Origin of the sequence: Isoptericola sp. NPDC057653 (assembly GCF_042799955.1) — a bacterium.
Taxonomy (GTDB): domain Bacteria; phylum Actinomycetota; class Actinomycetes; order Actinomycetales; family Cellulomonadaceae; genus Isoptericola.
On sequence record NZ_JBHVHP010000004.1, the window covers coordinates 25,326 to 46,636 of the forward strand.

Consider the following 21,311-nt stretch of genomic DNA (forward strand, 5'->3'; position numbering starts at 1 on the left):
GCTCGAACGAGAGGGGCGAGGGGATGGAAGCCAGAGCTGTCGCGTTCTACCTGCCGCAGTTCCACCCGATCCCGGAGAACGACGCATGGTGGGGTCCGGGGTTCACCGAGTGGACCAACGTGGCACGCGCCCGGCGCCTCTACCCGGGGCACCGCCAGCCGTTGGTGCCCGCGGACCTCGGGTTCTACGACCTGCGGCTGCCCGAGGCGCGGGCGGCGCAGTCGGAGCTGGCCGCGCAGTACGGGGTGGAGGCGTTCGCGTACTGGCACTACTGGTTCGGCAACGGGCGGCGGATCCTGGAGCGCCCGTTCGCGGAGGTGCTCGCGTCCGGGGCGCCCGACGTGTCGTTCTGCCTGGCGTGGGCCAACCAGACCTGGAGCGGCATCTGGCACGGCGAAGCCGACCGCATCCTCGTCCAGCAGCACTACCCGGGCGTCGAGGACTACACCGCCCACTTCGAGGCCGTCCTGCCGGCGTTCCGCGACCCCCGCTACCTGCGCGTCGGCGGGCGGCCCGTCTTCTACGTCTTCCGCCCGGAGGAGCTGCCCGACGCCGCCGTCTTCGTCGACCTCTGGCAGGGGCTCGCCCGCAGGGCGGGTCTGGAGGGCCTGTACCTCGTGGCCGAGATGAGCGACCTCCTCGGCGGCGGACCGCGCTACGACCGGGTCAAGGAGGACGGGTTCGACACCGGCGTGTACATGCGGATGCCGGCCGGGACGTCCCGCGCGGAGATGCTGCGGATGCGCGCCCTGCGCCGGCTGGCCGGCGGGCCCGAGGTCTTCCCCTACTCCACGGACTGGGCGGGGCAGAACCGCACCGGCGACCTGGTCCAGCCGTGCGTGTACCCCAACTGGGACAACACGCCGCGCTCCGGACGCGGGGGCGTGGTGCTGCACGGCGCGACCCCGGAGAAGTTCGGCGAGAACGTGCGGCAGGCGGTCGCCTCCGTCGCGCACCGCCCGGCCGACGAGCGCCTGCTGTGGGTCAAGTCGTGGAACGAGTGGGCGGAGGGCAACCACCTCGAGCCCGACCTGCGGCACGGCCGCGGTTGGCTCGAGGCCCTCCGGGACGGCCTGCGATGACGTCCGCCGCCGTACGGCCGCTGCGGATCGCGATCATCTCGTACTACCTGCCGAGCACCAGCAAGCAGGGCATCGGCTACCAGGTGCACGAGCTCGCCACCGAGCTCGCGCGCCGGGGCCACGACGTCACCGTCCTCAGCGACTGCCCGCCGGTGGCGGGGGCGGTGTACGGCCACCGGCACGTGCGCATGACGGGCTCGCTCCGCACCTTCCGGTTCGCGCTCGCGCTGCGCCGCGTGGACCTCTCCTCCTTCGACGTGCTGCACGCGTGGGGCGACGACTACTGGCTGTGGCGCCGGCGCGTGCCCCGGCACGTGCGGACCCTCGCCGGGTCGTGCTTCGAGGAGGCGCGCACCATCAAGGGCGTCAAGGAGAAGGCACGGATGGTGCTCCTCGGCCTGTCCGAGGTGCTCGCGTCGCTGGTCGCCGACCACACCGTCGTCATCTCGCCCGAGACGCGCCGCTGGTACCCGTGGGTGCGTGACGTCGTCCCCTGCGGCACCGACGTGCGGCGCTTCCGCCCCGACCCGTCGCGCCGCGCCGACCATCCGGTGGTGCTCTTCGTCGGGTACTGGCGCGGCCGCAAGCGCGGCGCGGAGCTGGCGCGCCAGTTCCAGGAGACCGTGCTGCCGAAGCACCCCGACGCGGAGCTGTGGATGGTCAGCCGGGACGTGCCCGACGACGCCGGCCCCGGGGTCCGCGAGCTGGGCAGGCTGTCGGACGACGAGCTGGCGCTCGCGTTCCAGCAGGCGTGGGCGTTCTGCCTGCCGAGCGACTACGAGGGCTTCGGCATCCCGTACGTCGAGGCGATGGCGTCCGGGCTCCCCGTGGTCGCGACGCCCAACCCCGGGGCGATGTACGTGACCGACGGCGGCCGCACCGCGGTCGTGACCCCGCTGGAGGGTGTCGGGACGGCCCTGGCCGAGCTGCTCGCCGACGACCCCCGCCGGGACGCGCTCGCCCGGTCGGCCCTCGAGCGGGTCCAGGAGTTCACGCTGGACGCGGTCGTCGACCGCTACGAGGCGCTGTACCGCGGCGAGGCCTGACCCCACACCGGGGTCGGAGGCGTCGTCCGACCGGTCGCCCTCGTCACGGCAGGGGCTGCGGGGTGCAGCCGGTCAGCGCGACCTTGAACGACGTCGGCGTGTCCGGCGTCTCGATCATGGCGCCGTCCTCGTCGCCCACCAGCTCGATCGTGTAGACGTCGCCGGGGGAGAGGTACGTGGGCCGCCAGGTGTCGGTGCCGCGCTCCCACTCGATGACGAGCACGTCCCCTTCGAGGACGTAGATCTGGCAGCCGTTCGCCCAGGCCCCCATGTACGGGTGGATCGTGCCGCCGTCGAGATCGCGGACCGTGCGCGAGTTCGAGCCCTCGCGTGCGTTCGTGGAGTAGGCCACCTCCTCGGGCCACGCGAGGGCCCCGCCTACCCAGGGCGTCCAGCCGTCGTCGGCGCACGTCTCGTACGCGTCGCAGTGCCAGAGCGCCAGGGTCGACTCCATGACGACCGCGTCGCCCGGCAGCGTGGGCGTCGGTGTGGGCGTAGGCGTGGGCTCGGGGTCGGGCGTGGTGGCGTCGCCTGGGGTGTGGAGGTAGGTGAAGGAGGCGTCGTCGTTCTGGACGGAGAGGACCTCTCCGGACACGAGGCCGGTGACGGTGTGCTGTTCGCCGGCGGACAGTCGGGCGAGGGCGCGGTGGGACCCGGTGGGGGTGCCGGCGTAGAGGGTCGCGGAGCCGGTGACGACGGCGATGGTGTCGCCGTTGGCCGCGGCGGCGGGCAGGTAGACGGCCTCGGTGGTGGTGTACCCGTGGCGCTGGGTGAGGGCGCCGGAGGTCTCGGGCCAGGCGACGGCGTTGCCCGACGTCGACTGCCCCCACGGGCACGGGTCGCCGGTGCAGTTCCACGTGACGGTGCGCGACGCGGCGCCGGCGTCGCCGGTGGGCGTCGGCGTGGGCGTCGGTGTGGGCGTCGGTGTGGGCGTCGGTGTGGGGGTGGGCGTGGGCTCGGGGTCGGGCGTGGTGGCGTCGCCGGGGGTGTGGAGGTAGGTGAAGGAGGCGTCGTCGTTCTGGACGGAGAGGACCTCTCCGGACGCGAGGCCGGTGACGGTGTGCTGTTCGCCGGCGGACAGTCGGGCGAGGGCGCGGTGGGACCCGGTGGGGGTGCCGGCGTAGAGGGTCGCGGAGCCGGTGACGACGGCGATGGTGTCGCCGTTGGCCGCGGCGGCGGGCAGGTAGACGGCCTCGGTGGTGGTGTACCCGTGGCGCTGGGTGAGGGCGCCGGAGGTCTCGGGCCAGGCGACGGCGTTGCCCGACGTCGACTGCCCCCACGGGCACGGGTCGCCGGTGCAGTTCCACGTGACGGTGCGCGACGCGGCGCCGGCGTCGCCGGTGGGCGTCGGTGTGGGCGTCGGCGTCGGTGTGGGCGTCGGTGTGGGTGTGGGCGTCGGCGTCGGGGTCGGCGTCGGTTCCGGCGCCGTCTCGTCGGCCGGGTCGAAGGTGTACGCGAACCCGCCGTCGTCGTTCTGGAGGGAGAGCACCTCACCGGCGGCCAGGTCGCCCACCGTGAACGAGTCGCCGGCGGACAGCGAGCGGAGGGACCGGTGCGGGCTGTCGAGCGGGCCGGCCCAGACACCCGCGGAGCCCTCGAGCACGGTGATCGTCGCGCCCTCGGCGGCGTCGCCGGGCAGATAGATGGCCCCCGACGTCGTGTACCCGTACCGCTCCGACAGCGCGCCGGAGCCCTCCGGCCACACCGCGGCGTTGCCCGACGTGGAGCCGCCCCACGGGCACGGCTCTCCGGTGCAGGTCCAGGTGACGGCATGCGACGACGTGCGCGAGGCGGGTTCCGCGGCGTCGGCGGCCGCCGGCGCGATCGAGCCCGCGGTCAGCGCGAGAGCGGGGGCCAGGAGCCGTGCGGCACGGCGTCGTCGTGTCGTCATACGGCGACGCTATGCCGCACGTGGCGCGGGCAGGGGCGTGACCTGGGTGAACTTGCCGGGGGGCAGGGGTGAAACGCCGGCCGGGTGGATCGTGCCGGCCACGGACGCCAGGCACCCGGCGAGGAGGAGCGCACCGAGCACGTCCGCGGGGCGGTGGGCGAACGTCACGACGTTGACCAGGCACGCGAGGACGACGGCGACGAGCACGGCCTCCCGCACCACGACCCGCGCATACCCGTCGCGGGAGGGCCACAGGGCCACGACGGCCAGCCCGAGCGTCGTCGTCACGGTCACGTGCGTGCTCGGGAACGTGTTGTAGGCGTAGCCGAAGACCTCGTCGTGGACCGGCCGGGTCAGCACCATGTCGCGCAGGACGGAGCTGAGCGTCACCGAGGCGACGACGACCGCTGCCCACGCGACCACCGCGCCGCGGCGGCGCCCGCGCAGGGCGAGCAGCCCGACCACGGCCGCGGTGGTGCCGAGCACGACCACCAGGCCCTCGCGCAGGACGCCGGCGACCCCGCGCACGCCCGCGCCCGCACCGGTCAGCAGGCTGAACAGCACGGCGTCGGCCCACTGACCCCACGGGGCGACCACCCCGCCGACGTAGAGGACGGCGAAGCACAGGGCGAGGACGGAGGCCCGCACGGCGTGGTCGCGCCGTCCGCGATCCGGGCGTGACATGCCTTCGATGGTTCGCTCCGGCGGGCCGCCCGGTCGAGTCCGAGGGCGGATGAAGTTCGGCGACCGGAGGCGGCACCGTCGCAGATTCACCCCGGCCTGGGCCCTGTTCACCCGTTGCCGACGGCCGGATCGCGCCGCTTCGTGTCTAGCGTGGTGACGTCCCAGAAGGGGAGTGCCGCCGGGGGACGGCGCTGGCTCAGCGCTCACAGAACGGTTAACGACATGCCTCGAGCACTCATCACCGGAATCACCGGCCAGGACGGCCTCTACCTGTCCGAGCTGCTCCTCTCGAAGGGGTACGAGGTCTGGGGGCTGATCCGCGGGCAGAACAACCCGAAGCTCGACCTGGTGCGGCGCACCGTGCCGGACGTGCGCCTCGTCGCGGGCGACCTGACCGACCTCTCGTCCCTCCTGCGGGCCCTCGCGGCGTCGCAGCCCGACGAGGTGTACAACCTCGGCGCGATCTCGTACGTCGCGTACTCGTGGGAGAACGCGACGCTCACCAGCGAGGTGACCGGCAAGGGCGTCCTGAACATGCTCGAGGCGGTGCGCCTGCACGCCGGGGACGATCCCCGCAGCGTGCGGTTCTACCAGGCGTCGAGCTCGGAGATGTTCGGCAAGGTGCAGGAGGTGCCGCAGCGCGAGTCCACGCTGCTGTGGCCGCGGTCGCCGTACGGCGTCGCGAAGGTCTTCGGGCACTACATGACGATCAACTACCGCGAGTCGTACGGGATGCACGCGTCGAGCGGCATCCTGTTCAACCACGAGTCGCCGCGGCGCGGGCCGGAGTTCGTCACCCGCAAGGTGTCGCAGGCGGTGGCGCGGATCAAACTCGGCCTGCAGGACTCGCTCACGCTGGGCAACCTGGACGCCCGTCGCGACTGGGGGTTCGCCGGCGACTACGTCGAGGCGATGTGGCGGATGCTCCAGCAGCCGGAGCCGGGCGACTACGTGGTCGCGACCGGGCAGACGCACTCCATCCGGGACCTGCTCGACGTCGCGTTCGGGTGCGTCGGCGTCGAGGACTGGTCGGGGTACGTGGAGCAGGACCCGCGCTTCATGCGCCCGGCCGAGGTCGACCTCCTCATCGGCGACCCGTCGAGGGCGAGGGACGTGCTGGGGTGGGTCCCGCAGGTCGGCTTCGAGCGTCTCGTCGCGATGATGGTCGAGAACGACCTCGAGGAGCAGGCGGAGCTCGCCGGGATGCGCCGGTGACGGTCGCGCTCGTCACGGGGGTCGCGGGCCAAGACGGCTCGTACCTCGCGGAGCGGCTCCTCGGCGAAGGGGTCCAGGTGCACGGCCTGGTGCGCACCCCCGACCGGCTGGACGTCCTGCCCGCGGGGCTCCACCTGCACGCGGGCGACCTCGCCGACACGGTCGCCGTCGCCGAGCTCGTCCGCGAGACCCGGCCGGACGAGATCTACAACCTGGGTGGGATCAGCTCCGTCGCGGCGTCCTGGGAGCGTCCCGTGGAGACGGGCGCGGTGTCGGGCCTGGGGGCCGTGGGTCTCTACGACGCGGCCTGGCGGCTCCAGGAGGAGACCGGCAGGCCCGTCCGGGTGCTCCAGGCCTCCAGCGCGGAGATCTACGGCAGTCCCGACCGCAGCCCGCAGGACGAGGGCACGGCCCTGCGCCCGACGTCGCCCTACGGCGTCGCGAAGGCGTACGCGCACCAGATGGCCGCGGTGTACCGGGCGCGCGGGCTGGGCGTCTCCGCCTGCGTCCTGTACAACCACGAGTCGCCCCGCCGCCCCGAGACCTTCGTGACCCGCAAGATCTCCGTGGCCGCGGCCCGGATCGCGCGCGACGGCGCGGGCACGCTCGCGCTCGGCAACCTCGACGCCCGCCGCGACTGGGGGTGGGCCCCGGACTACGTGGACGCGATGGTGCGTGCCGCCCGCCACCCGGAGTCGGGCGACTTCGTGGTCGCGTCCGGGCGGACCCGCTCGGTCGCGGAGTTCGTCGCCGCGGCGTTCGCCGCCGCCGGGATCGACGACTGGGCGGCCCACGTCGAGGTCGACCCGCGGTTCGTGCGCCCCGTCGACCCCGCCGAGCAGGTCGGCGACCCGCGCAGGGCGCGCGACGTGCTCGGCTGGGGCGGCACCCTCCCGTTCGAGGAGATCGTGGGCCGCATGGTGCGGCACGACCTGGCGGTCCTCGGGGCGGCCTGAGCCGCGCCCGGCGCCGGTCTCAGTCCTCGACCAGCAGGCCCCGCTCCCGGAGTGCCTCCACGAACGCCTCGGCGTCGTGCTGCGCGAGGTCGGCGGAGATCCCGTACTCGGCGACGAGGGCGCCGGCGAGGTCGTCGGTGGTGCGGTCCTCCTGCAGCAGCTTCGCCGCGAAGGCCCCGGAGCCGTTGGTCGTGAGGTAGGTGGACGAGGAGAGGTCCAGGATCACCAGCTCGCCGTCGATCTCCTGCCAGGTGACGCCGTCCTCACGAAGCCTCATCGCCGTGCCTCTCGTCGTGCCCGTCGTCGTGCCCTCGCCGGCCTCGGGGCGGCCGGTGACCGGGCGTACCGCCCCGAGAATAGGCCGTTCCCGGGCTCCTGGCGGGGCACGGGGCAGGTTTCACCCGACGCAGGGTGAAAGGCGTCCCGGGGCGGGGTGACATCGTCCGGAAGTCCTTGACCGGGGCAGCCCACGGCGCGACGTTGGGCGCGTCCAGCAGGAACGAGGAGAGGGGAGACTCCCATGTACGAGTCACCGCGCATCACCGAGGTGGGCTCGGTCAAGGACGTCACGCTCGAGCAGCAGTTCGCCTTCGACTACGACGGCGACCTGTTCCACAAGGGCAAGGCGTCCTGACCTCCACCCCAGGCCGGGTGCCGTCCGCTCCGACGCCGGAGCGGACGGCACCCGGTCGTCCTCCTCGCAGCGCAGGATCGACGATGACGCCCTACTACCGCCCCACGGCGTTCGAGACGGCCGCCTGCTGGCTGCCCGGGCTCGTCGACGCGGGCGCGCCTTCCCACGCGGTGTCGGACCCGCTCGACGCGATCAAGCGCGCGGTCCGCCGCGCCACGGCCGGCCGCCCCGTCGCCGTCACCTTCTCGGGCGGCCGCGACTCGTCCGCGGTGCTCGCCGTCGCGACCGCCGTCGCCCGCGAGGACGGTGTCCCGGACCCCGTGCCCGTGACGTTCCGTTACCCCGGCCTCGCGGAGGCCGACGAGTCCGCCTGGCAGGAGTCCGTGGTCGCCCACCTCGGCCTGGCGACCTGGTGGCGGATCACCGTCGACGACGAGAACGACCTCCTCGGTGCCGGTGCCCGCGACAGCCTCCGTCGCCGGGGCCTGCTCTTCCCGGCGACGATGCACGTGAAGGACGCGATGCTGCGCGAGCTGCGGGGGCGCGCCGTGCTCACGGGCGAGGGCGGCGACGAGGTCTTCGGCGACCGCAGGTCCCGCGCCCTCCTGCAGGTCGCGCGCGGGCGCGGGCGCACGGGCACCCCGCGCCGGGCGGCGCTCGCGTCGCTGCTGCCCCGACCCGTGCGCCGCCGCCGGGAACGCGCGGGGTCGGCGCGCAGCACGCAGGCCCTGGCGTGGCTGACCGACGAGGCCCGGGCCCGGCTCGCGGACGCGGTCGCGCGGGACGGCGCGAGCGAGCCGCTCGGCTACGCCCGAGGGCTCCTGTGGCTGCGGCGTCGCCGGGCGAGCCGCGTCTTCCTCGACACCTATGGTCTGGTGGCCGCCGAGCACGACGTAGCGCTCGCCCACCCGCTGCTGGACGACGGGTTCCTGCGGTCGCTCGGCGCCCGGTACCCCGGGGGCTTCGCCGACCGGACCGCGGGGATGCGGGCCGTCTTCGGCTCCCTGCTCCCCGGCGCGGTGTGCGCCCGGTCGAGCAAGGCGTCCTTCAACCGCGCGTACCTGGGCTCCGCGACGCGTGACTTCGCCGCCCGGTGGGACGGCACCGGCGTGGACCCCGAGCTGGTCGACGTGGACCGCCTGCGCACGGCCTGGCTCTCGGGCTACCCGCCCGGCCCGACCAGCCTCCTGCTGCAGCAGGCCTGGCTCGCGTCCGCGGGCGCCGAGGTGGTCCGATGACCGTCGCGTCGTCCGTGCGCCGGCTCCGTGCGGTCCCCCGCGCGGTGCGGTTCGTCGGAGCGCTCCTCCTGCTCGAGGGCCGGCTGCGGCGCTGGGGCCTGCCGAGGCTCGCCGACCGCTACGGTCTCGCGCTGCTCTCCTCGCCGGCCCCTGCCGCCGGGAACCTCGACCTCGCCGCGCTGGACGACCGGGAGGTACAGGACCTGCGCGTGCTGCGACGGGTGCTGCGGCTCTCCGGCGTCAACGGGACCTGCCTGCGCTCGTCGGTCCTCGCGGGCCAGGTGCTGCGCCGCCATCGACCCGCCCTCGTGCTCGGGGTGGCCAAGTCCGACGGCGTCGTGCGCGCGCACGCCTGGCTGCGGATCGACGACCGGGACCTCGACCTGGACCGGGGAGCGGGATTCCGGCCGCTCGTCGTCCGTACCCAAGGAGCGTGAGAGCGTGGACCGCCAGCTGCTGTACGGCCTCGTCGTCGAGGCGCCGTTCGACCTGCACCAGGACCGGGCGCACGACGACCGCGGCCCGGCCGACGTCACGGTCGTCACCGGGCCGGGCACGGCACAGCGGACGGAGCCGGGCGGGCGACCGGTCCTCCGCCACGCGGTCGCCGGGGACCCCTGGTACTCGGCCTGGGACCTCGGCGCGGAGGGCTTCCTCCTGCGTTTCCACGACGCGTGCGACTTCGAGGTCTCGGCCGACCTGCGGCACGTCGTGCTGCGGGAGGCCGACGGCGTCGACCCGGGTCTCAGCCGGGTGCTCACCACCGGCGGGATGCTCGCGTTCCAGCTCTACCTGAGGGGCGAGGCGGTCCTGCATGCGAGCGCGGTCGAGGACGACGACGGCGTGATCGCGTTCGTCGGGTACTCGGGGATGGGCAAGTCGACGATGGCCACCCTGATGTGCGCGGAGGGGGCCGCGCTCGTGACGGACGACGTGCTGCGCCTGGACCGCACCGACGACGGCTTCGCGGCACGGCTGGGCGCCACCGAGGTGCGGCTGCGCAAGGGGGCCGACACCCTGGTCGACCGGTTCGCCGGGCGGGCGCCCGGGCGGCGCGTGAGCGCCGACGCCCGCCACGTGCTGCAGCTCGGGGCGGGAGCTCGGGACCGGCGCCCGCTCCGGGCGGTCGTGGTGCCGCAGCCGGACCGCGAGGGCGGCGAGCTGGTGGTGCGCCGGCGCACGGGCACGGCGGCCCTCTTCGAGCTCCTGCACTACCCGCGCCTGCACGGCTGGGTGGACGAGCGTGTGCAGGGCGTCCACCTGCGCCACCTCGCCGAGATCGCGCGGTCGGTGCCGGTGCTGGTCGCCGACGTGCCGTGGGGGCCGCCGTTCCACCCGTCCCTCGGCGCTCAGATCGGACGGTCGGTCGCCGCCGCCTCGGAGCGCCCGTTGGTCGGCGCGGAGGCGCCGTCCAGGTAGGACCGGGCCTGGACCGTGAACATCTCCGCGTAGGCGCCGTCGAGCTCCATCAGCTCGTCGTGCGAGCCCTCCTCGACGACCGCGCCGTCGTCGAGGACGACGATGCGGTCCGCCGACCGGACCGTGGAGAAGCGGTGCGACACGAAGAGCGCCGTCCGGCCGTCGAGGGTGGCGCGCAACGACGCGAACAGGTCGTGCTCCGCCAGCGGGTCCATCGCGGCGGTCGGCTCGTCCAGGATGACGAGCGCCGCGTCCCGGTAGAACGCGCGAGCGATCGCGACCCGTTGCCACTGGCCACCCGACAGCTCGGTGCCGCCGGGGAACATCCGCGACAGCCGGGACTCGTAGCCGTCGGGCAGCCCGGAGAGCGCCGCGTCGACGCCCGCGACCCGGGCGGAGCGCCGGACGCGCTCGTGGTCGACGGGGGCCTCCGGGCGCCCCAGCGCGATGTTCCACGAGGCCGTGTAGGCGTAGTGGACGAAGTCCTGGAAGATCACGGCGACCTGCGTCCGCACCGCGGAGGCGCGCAACGAGGCAAGCGGCCGATCGCCCCACAGCACCTCGCCCGACGTCGGCGCGTAGAGGCCGGCGAGCAGCTTGGCCAGGGTCGTCTTGCCGGAGCCGTTCGTCCCGACGAGGGCGACGACCTCCCCGGGGCGCAGCGCGAGGTCGACGTGGCGCAGCGCGGGCCGCTCGGAGCCGGGGTAGGTGAACGAGACGTCGCGGGCGAAGACCCCGGGGAACCCGTCGGGCGGGTCCTCGGCGCCGTCGGCGGCGGCCGCCGCGGCCCGCCCCTCCTCGAGGAACGTGTGCACGTCGTCGAGGAACAGGCCGGACTCGAAGATCTGCTGGACGCCGCCGAAGATGCCCTGGATCTGACCCTGCAGCATCCGGACGGCGACGACGGCCGCACCCGCCTCGGAGAACGAGACGGCGCCGCGGGTGATGAGCAGCGCGAGCACCAGGAGCACGGCCGCGAGCACCACGGCGGCCGCGAGGTTGCCCACGCCGTTCGTCAGCGCCCGGCGCCGGACGTGGCGGGCGAGGTCGGCGAGGTAGGTCCGGTACAGCTCGCGGTAGCGCGCCTGGAGCCACCCGGCCGACTGGAACGCCCGGATCTCCTTGGCCTCGTCGCGGCTGCTCTGCACGTAGTTGGTGTAGATGCGCTCGCGCTCGTTGGTCGTCTGCGCCACCTTGAACGCGAACTCCAGCCTGCCCTCGCGGCGGCCCGTGACCAACAGGGGGAGCCCACCGACCGCGAGCAGCGGGAGCAGCACCGGGTGCAGGGCCATGAGCGCGGCCCCGACGCCCACGGTCGCGATCGACGACCCGACCAGGTCGAACATCCCCTGGGTGACCTGGAACGGGCGCGACAGCGCGTTGACCCGGACCCGCTGGAGGCGGTCGTAGAACGCGGCGGACTCGAAGTGCTCGAGCGGCACGCTCGTCGAGACGGCCTGCACCTCCTCGGCCATCAGGCGCGCGACGTGCTCGCCGAGCACCCGGCGGACGGACCCCTGGAGCCCGCCGGCCACGGTCGCGAGGGCTGTGAGCCCGGCGAGGGCGAGCACCGGTCCCGTGACGGACACGAGCGCCGCCGACCCGTCGGTGAGCCCGAGGAGGGAGTCGAGCAGAGCGGCGACCACCAGCACCTGTCCCGCCAACGCGGCCGCGACGAGGACCTGCAGCACCAGCATGGCGACGAAAAGCGGGCGGCTCGCCTGCCACGAGACGCGCAGCGACCCGCCGAGCAGGCGCAGCAGGCGGCGACCCCGCCGCTCGTCGTGCTCGGGCGCTCCGCCCGTCGCGATGTCCGCCACCGACCGCTCCGTCCTCTGCCGGGGCCCGGCCCGGCCCCACACACGCTAGCCGTGCGAGGGGTGCTGGGGGCCGGTCCCGGCGAGAATTCGCCCGCTGCCGCGCAGCCGCGGTCGCCGTTCCGTACCTATCCTGCCGGGATGGGGGCACGGACGACGGCGCGCCGGCCGGTGGCGCAGCTGCTGATCGACTCCGTGACGCCCGCCGGACAGGCCCCGCCCACCCCGCTCGACGGCGTCTCGCTGGAGCTGCTGGCCGACGCCGCGCAGGACCACCGCGTGCTGCCGGCGGTCGCGAAGCGGGTCGCGGACAGGCCGGACTGTCCCGAACCCTGGCGCGCGCCGCTGCGTCGCGCCCGTGACGAGCAGGTCGTGCGGCACCTGGGGGCGCTCGCGGAGCTCACCTCGCTGGGTGCCGCGCTCGACCGCGCCGGGGTGCCGTGGGCGGTCGCCAAGGGCCCTGCGGCTGCTGCGCTCTGGGCGGCGCCGGACATGCGCGAGTACTACGACCTCGACCTGTACGTCCCGCGGGCGGCGTTCCGTCAGGCGGTCGAGGCGCTGGAGGACGCCGGGTGCTCGGGCGTCGACCGCAACTGGCCGCTCATGGCGTCGGACCGCCGGGCGGAGTACGCGATGCGGGGACCGCTGGGCGTCCATGTCGACCTCCACTGGGACATCGCGGTCCCGCACGACGTCCGACGCAGCTTCCGGACGGACCCCGCCGGGATGATCGGGCGGCGTCGGACCGTGGCGGCGGGCGGCGGCCGTGCCGTCCCCACCTTCGACGCCGTCGACACGGTGCTGGTCCTGGCCTTCCACGCCGCGCAGGCCGGGGCGGGCCGCCTCATGTGGCTGGTGGACGTGGCCCAGGCCGTCGCGGCGTGCGACGGGACGCGCGACGAGATCGGGTCGCGGGCCCGCAGCATGCGCCTCGAGGCGCCCGTCGGGCTCGTCGTCGACCGGGCGGCGCGCGTCCTCGGCGACCTCGGCGGGACCGGGCTGCGGGCGCCGCGTGCCTGGCGGAGCTCGGCGGCCGCGCTGGACCGGCGCCACGGCTTCCCGGACCTGCCGGGGGACCCGCACCGCGGCGGGCGCCTCTACGCGAGCGCGCGACCGGGCGGTTGGGGCACGGTGACGGCCTTCGTGGGGGGCGTCCTCGCCCACCGCCGCATCGAGCGCGCGCTCCGTCGGGGTGACACGGACGCCGGCGAGAAGGCGCTGCGCCTCGACGTCCCCGACGCGCGCGCCCGGGACGACTACTTCCGGTTCGTGGACTCCGGGAGGGGCTGAGGGGAGGCCGGCGGGAGACGGTGGGCGAGCAGGACCACCCACGGCGCGAGCACGCCCGCGAGGAGGATCCCGCCCAGGACGTCGGACGGCCGGTGGGCGGACGACGCGACGTTCGCCCACGCGGTGAGCAGGACGCAGGAGGCGAGCGCCGCCGTCTGCCAGGGGCGGGCGCGGTCCCGCAGCAGGATCGCGACCGCGACGCACGCGGCCGCGAGGGTGGCCGTGTGGGCGCTCGGGAACGTGTTCTCCAGGTATCCGTTGGCCCCGAGGTAGGGCCGGGTCAGGACGAGGTCCCGCAGCGCGGTCGCCAGCGCCAGGGCGACGAGCGGCAGGCTCGCGGCGGCGGCCAGCACCGGACGGGGTTCCCGCCGCGCGGCGGACACGAGCGCCCCCACCAGGCCGCAGGCCACGAGCCCCGGCAGGAGCGCCCGCACGAGCCGGGCGACGCCCGCGGCCGCCGGCTCGGGCGCGGCGAGCAGGGCGAGGCCGGCGACGTCAACCTGCTGCCCCGGCGCGGTGAGCACCGCCGTCACGAAGAGCGCGGCGCACAGGGCGGCCGACACGGCGGAGGCCGCCAGCGCGGCGCCGAGTGTGAACCGCCGCAGGGGAACCCGGGACCGTCGAGCCACGGTCACGGTCCGTGCTGCCCGGCACCGCTCACGAGGCGTTCGCCATCGTCCGGTCCAGCTCGGCCTCCACGTGCCGCGCGATCTCCAGCGACGCGGTGGCGGCGGGCGACGGAGCGTTGATGACGTGCACCTGCCGCGGGGCGGTGCGGATCAGGAAGTCGTCGACGAGGGATCCGTCGCGGTGCAGGGCCTGGGCGCGCACGCCGGCGGGGGCGGAGTGCAGGTCGTCGGCGGTGGTACCGGGAAGCAGCCGCGCCACGGACGCGGCGAACAGCGTGCGGGACATCGAGCGGGCCACCTCGGCGGCGCCGGGCACGAGGTTGCGCCCCGCCAGCCGCCACAGCCCGGGCCAGGACGCCGCGTCGGCGACGTCGCGCCACGCGACGTCGCGGCGCCGGTAGCCCTCGCGCGCGAGGGCGAGGACGGCGTTGGGGCCGGCGTGCACGTCGCCGTGCACGCCGCGCGTGAGGTGCACGCCGAGGAACGGGAACCGGGGGTCGGGCACCGGGTAGACGAGGCCGCGCACGCGGTCGGCCGCCCGGGGGGCGAGGTCGAAGTACTCGCCGCGGAACGGCACGATGCGCGCGCCGGGGTCGACGCCGCACGCCAGGGCCAGCCGGTCGGCGTGCAGGCCGCCGCACACGACGAGGGCGTCGGCGGCGAGTTCGTGCCGCTGGTGGCTGCGGACCACGTCGACGTCGAGGCGCACGTGCGTGCCCACCACCTCGGCCGCGTGCAGCGCGCGGCCGAGCAGCACGGTGCCGCCGGCGTCGCGCACCTGCCGGGCGAGGACGGCGCAGACCTCGCGGTAGTCGACGACGCCGGTCGTCTCCACGCGCAGGGCGCCGACGCAGGCGATGTCGGGCTCGTGCTCGCGCGCCTCGACGGGGTCGAGCTCGCGGACCGGGACCCCGTTGGCCGCGCCGCGCTCGGCCAGCGCGTGCAGCCGGTCGCGCTCGCCGGCGTCGGTGGCGACGACGAGCTTGCCCGTGGTGGCCACGGGCACGCCGTGCTCGGCGGCGAAGCGCGTCATGGAGGCGGCGCCGGCGACGCCGAGCCGGGCCTTGAGGCTGCCGGGCGCGTAGTAGAGGCCGGAGTGGATGACGCCGGAGTTGCGGCCGGTCTGGTGGCAGGCGAGCTCGTGCTCCTTCTCCAGCACCGTGACCTCGTCGCCGCGGCCGGCGAGGCGTGCCGCCGTCGCGAGCCCGATGATCCCGCCCCCGACGACGATGACGCGCACGTGGCCTCCCCGGTCCGGCAGACGGTGGCGGGCCGGGTCCCTGGCTCGGCCCGCCGCGTCCCAGCATGGCAGCCGGAGCGGCGCGTGAGGAGCGCCGCCGGGGTGAACGACGGGGTGAACCGTGGCGCAGGTCGCGCCACGACCTGCCGCGACGTGCGGCGCGAGGCGTGCGCCCTCCTGCATAGTGGGAGGAGCAGGACGCGGTCGGGCGCGCCCGTCGCGCGGCGTCGACGAGGAGGAACGGTCATGAGCCAGGACGACGGCAACCAGCCAGACCCGTACGCACCGCGGCCGGAGCAGCCGGCGGAGCCCCAGCCGCCGCAGCCGGGGGCGCCGCAGCCGGACGCGGCCCACGAGTACCCGTCCGCGCAGCACCCGGACCAGGGCGCGCCCCCGCCGGACCCCTACCAGCAGCCGCCGGGCTACCCGCAGCCGGGCGCGGGCCAGCAGCCGGGACCGGAGCCGCAGCCGGGCGGCGTGCCGGCGTACGGCGACCCGTCGCAGCAGTACGCGCAGCAGCCCTACGGCCAGCAGCAGCCGTACGGCCAGCAGCCGCCCGGGTACCCGCAGCAGCCGTACGCCCAGCCGTACGGGCAGCAGCCCTACGCGCCGTCGGCGGGCACGGACGGGTGGTCGATCGCGGCGCTGGTCACGGGCATCCTCGGCCTGGCGGTCGTGCCGGTGGTGCTGGGCATCATCAGCCTCTCGCGGATCTCGCGCACGGGGCAGCAGGGCAAGGGGATGGCGATCGCCGGCATCGTGCTGGGCGCGATCGGGATCGTCGCGTGGATCCTGTTCATCGTGTTCGCGGTGGCGTTCGTGTCCAACATCGACCCGGAGGACTTCAGGACGTCGTTCGACTCGTCCGCGCTCCTGCTGGTGCGGTAGCGCGCCCCGGCGGTTGCGAAGGTCCTGCGTGGAGTCCCGTCGGGCCTGCCGCCGGGGGCCGTCGGGTGGGTAGCATCGCGGGTCGGACGGCGCCCGGCGCGACGACGCACCACCGTGCGCGACGGCGTGGGCACCGGCCGTCCGGAACCGGCCGACGCCGCACCGACCTGGAGGACCATGAGCCACCCGCGCGGGTACGACGCCCACGACACCCCGCCCACCCGGGCGATCCCGCCGCGCGAGGACGGCACCCAGGTCGTGCCGGTCCCGGCGCCGCCGCCCGAGGGCGCCGGCACCCAGGTGCTCCCGCCGTACGGCGCGGACCGGACGGAGGTCTTCGCGGCGCAGGGCGCCGAGAGGACGCAGGTCTTCGCGGCCCAGGTCCTCGGGGCGCAGGGCGCCGACGCGACGCAGGTCTTCGCGGCGCAGGGCGCCGACGCGACGCAGGTCCTCGGGGCGCAGGGCGCCGACGCGACGCAGGCGCTGGCCCCGCAGGCCGCGGACCGGACCGAGGTGTTCGCGGCGCAGCCGCTCGACCGGACGCAGATGCTGGCCCCGCAGACGGCGGGCACGACCCCGCTGCCGGCTCCGCCGCTGCGGACTGCGTCGTCCCGGCCGGTGGGCTCGCGCCCGGCCCCCGGGGCCGCCCCCCAGGCGGCGGCCCCCGCTCCCGCACCGGCTCCGGCGCAGCGCCCGGCGCCGTCGGCCGCGCCGCCCTCGCCGTGGGCCGCGGCGCCGGCTCCCGCTCCGGCCGCCCCCGCGCACGCGGCCCGGCCCCCGCAGCGGCGCGGCACGGAGCCGTCGGCGGTGGCGGCCCTGGTCACCGGGATCTTCGGGTTCGTGGTGCCGCTGCTGGGCGTGGTCGCGATCGTGCTGGGCGGCGTGGGCCTGGACCGCACGCGCCGGCGCGGCACGGGCGGCCGCGGCATGGCGGCCACGGGGCTGACGTTCGGCTCGATCCAGGTGGTGTTCACGGCGATCGTCGTGATCGCGGGCCTGATGCTGTGGAACACGTACGGCGACGACATCGAGCAGGCCCTGGCGCAGGCCGAGGACCTCACGCAGACCGACCTGTCCGTCCCCGACCTGCTGCTGGGCGGCCTCTCGAGCGGCATGTCCTTCGACGACCTCCGGGACCTCGCCGGGACCCTCGGCGACGCCGACCGCCTGCAGGAGCTGGGCGGCCAGTGCCAGGCGGGCGACCCCACCTCCTGCGAGGACCTCCTGGGCAGCCTCCCGGACGGCATCCGCGACCAGCTCCCCGAGGACCTGAGCGGCCAGCTCCCGGGCCGCTGACCCCCCGCCGTCCGGCCCGTCGCCGACCAGGCGGTTGCGCACCTTCCGAGGCCTCGGAAGGTGCGCAACCGCCTGTTCGGCGTCCCGGGAGGGCGGCGTCGGAGGCGCGGCGTAGGCTGGTTCGGCACGCCCGGCACCCCGCCGATCGCACGGTTCCACGGCCCGACGACGGAGACGCCCCACGCCTCCGCCGTCCCCGGGAACCCCGTGCGTCCCGGGGAGAGCTGGGCCTGTCGTCGTGCCCGCATCGAGCTCCGACACACCAGCGCTCCGACACCTCAGCGCCCCGACCGACCAGCGCCCCGACCGCGTCGCACCAGAAGGACCTCGCATGAACCTCACCGGCATCGTCCCCGCCCTCCTCGCCGACCCCGGCGCCGCCGCCGCGCTGGAGCACGTCCGGGCGCGGGGCTTCGCCGACGTCGTGGGGCCGGTGGGCGTGCGCGCGCCGCTGCTGGCCGCGGCGGCCGAGCGGCGCCCGCTGGTGGTCGTCACGGCGACGGGCCGCGAGGCCGACGAGCTCGCCGCGTCCGTGCGCGCGTACCTGCCGGACGAGCGGGCGGACGAGGTCGCCGTCCTGCCCGCCTGGGAGACGCTGCCGCACGAGCGGCTCTCGCCCCGCGCGGACACGGTCGCGAAGCGGCTCGCGGTGTTCCGCCGGCTGGCGCACCCGGCGCCGGAGACCGGCCCGACCGGGCCGATCCGGCTGCTCGTCATGCCGGCCCGGGCGCTGCTGCAGCCGGTGGTCGAGGGCCTCGGCGAGCTGGAGCCGGTCGAGCTGCACACGGGGACGACGGCGGACCTCACGGACGTGTCGGACCGCCTCGTCGGCGCGGCCTACTCCCGCGTGGACATGGTGGAGCGCCGCGGCGAGTTCGCGGTGCGCGGCGGCATCCTCGACGTCTTCCCGCCCACCGAGGACCACCCGCTGCGCATCGAGTTCTGGGGCGACGAGGTGACGGAGATCCGCTGGTTCGCCGTCGCCGACCAGCGCTCGCTCGAGATCGCGGAGCAGGGCCTGTGGGCGCCGCCGTGCCGCGAGATCCTGCTGACCGACGTGGTGCGGCAGCGCGCGGCGGGCCTGGTCGAGCGCCTGCCCGGCGCGATCGAGATGCTCGACAAGCTCGCGGCCGGCGTCGCCGTCGAGGGCATGGAGTCCCTCGCTCCCGTGCTCGTGGACCGCATGGTGCCCGTGCTCGAGCTGGTGCCCGACGACGCGCTGCTCGTCATCGACGAGCCCGAGCGCGTGCGCAGGCGCGCCCATGATCTGGTCGCGACGACCGAGGAGTTCCTCGCCGCGGCCTGGACGGGGGCCGTCGCCGGGGGAGCGGCGCCCATCGACCTGTCGGCGGCGTCGTTCGAGACGTTCACCGAGGTGCGGGACGTCGCGGCCCGTCGCGGCCTGGGCTGGTGGACGCTGTCGTCGTTCGGCCTCGACGCGCCCACCACGGACGGGTCCGACGGGACCGAGGACGAGCTCGCGGGCAGCGCCGTCGCGCCGACGTCCGAGGTGGACGGCGTCACGACCTTCACCGTGGCCGCGCGCGACGTCGAGTCCTACCGCGGCGACCTGCAGCGCGCGCTCGACGACGTGCAGACGCTGCAGCGCGCGGGCTGGCGGCTGCTGCTCACCACGGAGGGCCACGGCCCCGCGAAGCGCATGGTCGAGCAGCTCTCCGCGGCGGACACGGCGGCGCGGCTCGTCACGGCGCTGGGGGAGGAGCCCGAGGGCGGGGTCGTGCTCGTCGCGCCCGCGCTGGTCGGCAAGGGCTTCGTGGCCACGGACCTGAGGCTCGCGGTGTTCAGCGAGTCCGACCTCACCGGTCGCCAGGGCTCCACGACGCGCGACATGCGCAGGATGCCGAGCCGGCGGCGCAACGTCGTCGACCCGCTGCAGCTGCGCGCCGGCGACTTCGTGGTGCACGAGCAGCACGGCGTGGGCCGGTTCGTCGAGATGGTGCAGCGCACGCTCGGCGCGGGGGCCAACGCGGCGACGCGCGAGTACCTCGTCATCGAGTACGCGTCGTCCAAGCGGGGCCAGCCGGGGGACCGCCTGTTCGTGCCGATGGACCAGCTCGACCAGGTCACCAAGTACACGGGCGGCGAGTCGCCGTCGCTGTCGAAGATGGGCGGCGCGGACTGGAAGAACACCAAGGCGCGCGCCCGCAAGCACGTGCGCGAGATCGCGGGCGAGCTCATCCGCCTCTACTCGGCCCGCATGGCCACGCAGGGCCACGCGTTCGGCCCGGACACGCCGTGGCAGCGCGAGCTCGAGGACGCGTTCGCCTACGTCGAGACGCCCGACCAGCTCGTGACCATCGACGAGGTCAAGGCCGACATGGAGAAGGCGGTGCCGATGGACCGCCTGATCTGCGGCGACGTCGGCTACGGCAAGACGGAGATCGCCATCCGCGCCGCGTTCAAGGCGGTGCAGGACGGCAAGCAGGTGGCCGTCCTCGTCCCGACGACGCTGCTGGTGCAGCAGCACTTCGACACGTTCTCCGAGCGGTACGCCGGGTTCCCCGTGACGGTGCGCGCGCTGTCCCGCTTCCAGTCGGACAAGGAGTCGGCGGAGACGGTCGAGGGGCTCGGCAAGGGCACCGTCGACATCGTCATCGGCACCCACCGCCTGCTCACCGGCTCGGTGCGGTTCAAGGACCTCGGGCTGGTGATCGTCGACGAGGAGCAGCGGTTCGGCGTCGAGCACAAGGAGACGCTCAAGCAGCTGCGCACCAACGTGGACGTGCTGGCCATGTCCGCGACGCCGATCCCGCGCACGCTGGAGATGGCCGTGACGGGCATCCGCGAGATGTCGACGCTCGCCACCCCGCCCGAGGAGCGCCACCCCGTGCTCACCTACGTGGGCGCCTACGAGGAGAAGCAGATCGCGGCGGCGACCCGGCGCGAGCTGCTGCGCGAGGGCCAGGTCTTCTACGTGCACAACAAGGTGGAGACCATCCAGAAGACGGCGTCGCGCCTCGCGGAGCTCGTGCCCGAGGCCCGGATCGGCGTGGCGCACGGCAAGATGAGCGAGCACCAGCTGGACCAGGTGATCCGCGCCTTCTGGGAGAAGGAGCTGGACGTGCTGGTCTGCACCACGATCATCGAGACCGGCCTGGACATCTCCAACGCCAACACCCTGATCCTGGAGCGGGCGGACGTGCTCGGGCTGTCGCAGCTGCACCAGCTGCGCGGCCGCGTGGGCCGTGGCCGCGAGCGCGCGTACGCCTACTTCCTGTACCCGCCGGAGCGGCCGCTGACGGACACCGCGCACGACCGGCTGTCGACCATGGCGGCGCACACCGACCTCGGCGCGGGCATGCAGATCGCGATGAAGGACCTGGAGATCCGCGGCGCCGGCAACCTGCTGGGCGGCGAGCAGTCGGGCCACATCGCGGGCGTGGGCTTCGACCTGTACGTGCGGATGGTGGGCGAGGCCGTGGCCGCCTTCCGCGGCGACGGGGAGGAGGAGCAGCCCGACGTCACCATCGAGCTGCCCGTGGACGCGCACCTGCCCGAGTCGTACATCGCCACGGAGCGGCTGCGCCTCGAGGCGTACCGGAAGATCGCCGCCGCGCAGGACGGGCCCGCCCTCGCCGAGGTGCGCGCCGAGCTCGTGGACCGCTACGGCACCCTGCCCGAGGTCGCCTCCGCCCTGTTCGACGTGGCGGACTTCCGCAACCACGCGCGCCGCGCCGGGCTCACCGACGTCACCGCGCAGGGCAAGTTCATCCGGTTCGCGCCGGTGGAGCTCGCGGAGTCCGCGCAGCTGCGCCTCAAGCGGCTGTACCCGGGCACGATCCTCAAGCCGGCCATCCGCGCGGTCCTCGTGCCCTTCCCGACGACGGCGCGCATCGGCGGCCGGCCCCTGCGCGGCGCGGAGGTGCTCGCGTGGGCGCGCCAGCTCATCGACGCCGTGGTCCTCGGGGAGGTCTCCGCCGCCGCGAGCGTGGGCACGGCCGCGCGCTGACGGGCGGGCCGGCGGG

General features: G+C 75.1%; 18 protein-coding genes. 12 read left to right on the forward strand and 6 right to left on the reverse strand.

The window, feature by feature from the left end; all coding sequences use genetic code 11:
* Nucleotides 1-23: 23 nt before the first annotated feature.
* A complete protein-coding gene (locus ACFU9A_RS19710; RefSeq protein WP_430577003.1) occupies nt 24-1,082 on the forward strand; it encodes a glycoside hydrolase family 99-like domain-containing protein in 1,059 nt (352 codons plus the stop codon).
* Nucleotides 1,079-2,128: a glycosyltransferase family 4 protein gene (locus tag ACFU9A_RS19715; RefSeq protein ID WP_430577004.1), complete on the forward strand. Its 1,050-nt coding sequence runs from the start codon at nt 1,079-1,081 to the stop codon at nt 2,126-2,128. Before ACFU9A_RS19710 ends, ACFU9A_RS19715 begins: the two co-directional genes overlap by 4 nt.
* A 43-nt stretch (nt 2,129-2,171) precedes the next feature.
* Here ACFU9A_RS19715 and ACFU9A_RS19720 read toward each other — a convergent pair whose 3' ends face one another.
* Both ACFU9A_RS19720 and ACFU9A_RS19725 read right to left on the reverse strand, forming a co-directional pair.
* The gene (locus ACFU9A_RS19720; RefSeq protein ID WP_430577005.1) at nt 2,172-4,019 is read right to left on the reverse strand and encodes a hypothetical protein; all 1,848 of its coding nucleotides are present in this window, start codon (nt 4,017-4,019) and stop codon (nt 2,172-2,174) included.
* Between the two features lie 9 nt (nt 4,020-4,028).
* Nucleotides 4,029-4,703 (reverse strand): phosphatase PAP2 family protein, encoded by a 675-nt coding sequence (locus tag ACFU9A_RS19725; protein WP_430577006.1) that lies wholly within the window; start codon nt 4,701-4,703, stop codon nt 4,029-4,031.
* 222 nt (nt 4,704-4,925) lie between these two features.
* Between ACFU9A_RS19725 and ACFU9A_RS19730 the strand changes: the two genes are divergently transcribed.
* Complete coding sequence (locus ACFU9A_RS19730; protein WP_430577007.1) at nt 4,926-5,918, forward strand: GDP-mannose 4,6-dehydratase; 993 nt, start codon at nt 4,926-4,928, stop codon at nt 5,916-5,918.
* Nucleotides 5,915-6,874 (forward strand): GDP-mannose 4,6-dehydratase, encoded by a 960-nt coding sequence (locus ACFU9A_RS19735; RefSeq protein ID WP_430577008.1) that lies wholly within the window; start codon nt 5,915-5,917, stop codon nt 6,872-6,874. The genes ACFU9A_RS19730 and ACFU9A_RS19735 overlap by 4 nt, the downstream gene beginning before the upstream one ends.
* A 19-nt stretch (nt 6,875-6,893) precedes the next feature.
* On the opposite strand, the gene ACFU9A_RS19740 is transcribed toward ACFU9A_RS19735, so the two are convergent.
* The gene (locus ACFU9A_RS19740; protein ID WP_430577009.1) at nt 6,894-7,151 is read right to left on the reverse strand and encodes a PqqD family protein; all 258 of its coding nucleotides are present in this window, start codon (nt 7,149-7,151) and stop codon (nt 6,894-6,896) included.
* 243 nt (nt 7,152-7,394) lie between these two features.
* Here ACFU9A_RS19740 and ACFU9A_RS19745 point away from each other — a divergent pair, with 243 nt between their 5' ends.
* From ACFU9A_RS19745 to ACFU9A_RS19760, 4 genes are all read left to right on the forward strand, one after another.
* Nucleotides 7,395-7,508, forward strand: coding sequence for a lasso RiPP family leader peptide-containing protein (locus ACFU9A_RS19745; RefSeq protein ID WP_430577010.1), 114 nt, complete (start codon nt 7,395-7,397; stop codon nt 7,506-7,508).
* 83 nt (nt 7,509-7,591) lie between these two features.
* A complete protein-coding gene (locus ACFU9A_RS19750) occupies nt 7,592-8,746 on the forward strand; it encodes an asparagine synthase-related protein (protein WP_430577011.1) in 1,155 nt (384 codons plus the stop codon).
* A complete protein-coding gene (locus tag ACFU9A_RS19755) occupies nt 8,743-9,183 on the forward strand; it encodes a lasso peptide biosynthesis B2 protein (RefSeq protein WP_430577012.1) in 441 nt (146 codons plus the stop codon). The genes ACFU9A_RS19750 and ACFU9A_RS19755 overlap by 4 nt, the downstream gene beginning before the upstream one ends.
* A 4-nt stretch (nt 9,184-9,187) precedes the next feature.
* Nucleotides 9,188-10,165 carry a hypothetical protein gene (locus ACFU9A_RS19760; protein WP_430577013.1) on the forward strand — a complete coding sequence of 326 codons (978 nt, stop codon included), beginning with the start codon at nt 9,188-9,190 and terminating at the stop codon, nt 10,163-10,165.
* Here ACFU9A_RS19760 and ACFU9A_RS19765 read toward each other — a convergent pair.
* The gene (locus tag ACFU9A_RS19765; protein WP_430577014.1) at nt 10,096-11,985 is read right to left on the reverse strand and encodes an ABC transporter ATP-binding protein; all 1,890 of its coding nucleotides are present in this window, start codon (nt 11,983-11,985) and stop codon (nt 10,096-10,098) included. The two genes, ACFU9A_RS19760 and ACFU9A_RS19765, sit on opposite strands and share 70 nt — an antisense overlap.
* 138 nt (nt 11,986-12,123) lie before the next feature.
* On the opposite strand from ACFU9A_RS19765, the gene ACFU9A_RS19770 reads away from it, so the two are divergent.
* Complete coding sequence (locus ACFU9A_RS19770) at nt 12,124-13,272, forward strand: nucleotidyltransferase family protein (RefSeq protein ID WP_430577015.1); 1,149 nt, start codon at nt 12,124-12,126, stop codon at nt 13,270-13,272.
* On the opposite strand, the gene ACFU9A_RS19775 is transcribed toward ACFU9A_RS19770, so the two are convergent.
* Together ACFU9A_RS19775 and lhgO are read right to left on the reverse strand one after the other, a co-directional pair.
* Nucleotides 13,239-13,901, reverse strand: coding sequence for a phosphatase PAP2 family protein (locus ACFU9A_RS19775; RefSeq protein ID WP_430577016.1), 663 nt, complete (start codon nt 13,899-13,901; stop codon nt 13,239-13,241). The genes ACFU9A_RS19770 and ACFU9A_RS19775 overlap by 34 nt on opposite strands.
* Before the next feature lie 28 nt (nt 13,902-13,929).
* Complete coding sequence (gene lhgO, locus ACFU9A_RS19780; protein ID WP_430577017.1) at nt 13,930-15,141, reverse strand: L-2-hydroxyglutarate oxidase; 1,212 nt, start codon at nt 15,139-15,141, stop codon at nt 13,930-13,932.
* A 246-nt stretch (nt 15,142-15,387) separates the two neighbouring features.
* On the opposite strand from lhgO, the gene ACFU9A_RS19785 reads away from it, so the two are divergent.
* The 3 genes from ACFU9A_RS19785 (at nt 15,388) to mfd (ending at nt 21,295) form a co-directional block, all read left to right on the forward strand.
* Nucleotides 15,388-16,029, forward strand: a complete 642-nt coding sequence (locus ACFU9A_RS19785) for a DUF4190 domain-containing protein (protein WP_430577018.1) — start codon at nt 15,388-15,390, stop codon at nt 16,027-16,029.
* 177 nt (nt 16,030-16,206) lie between these two features.
* Entirely contained in the window at nt 16,207-17,325 is a 1,119-nt protein-coding gene (locus ACFU9A_RS19790; protein WP_430577019.1) for a DUF4190 domain-containing protein, read from the forward strand.
* Between the two features lie 331 nt (nt 17,326-17,656).
* Nucleotides 17,657-21,295 (forward strand): transcription-repair coupling factor, encoded by a 3,639-nt coding sequence (mfd, locus tag ACFU9A_RS19795; RefSeq protein ID WP_430577020.1) that lies wholly within the window; start codon nt 17,657-17,659, stop codon nt 21,293-21,295.
* Nucleotides 21,296-21,311 lie beyond the last annotated feature (16 nt).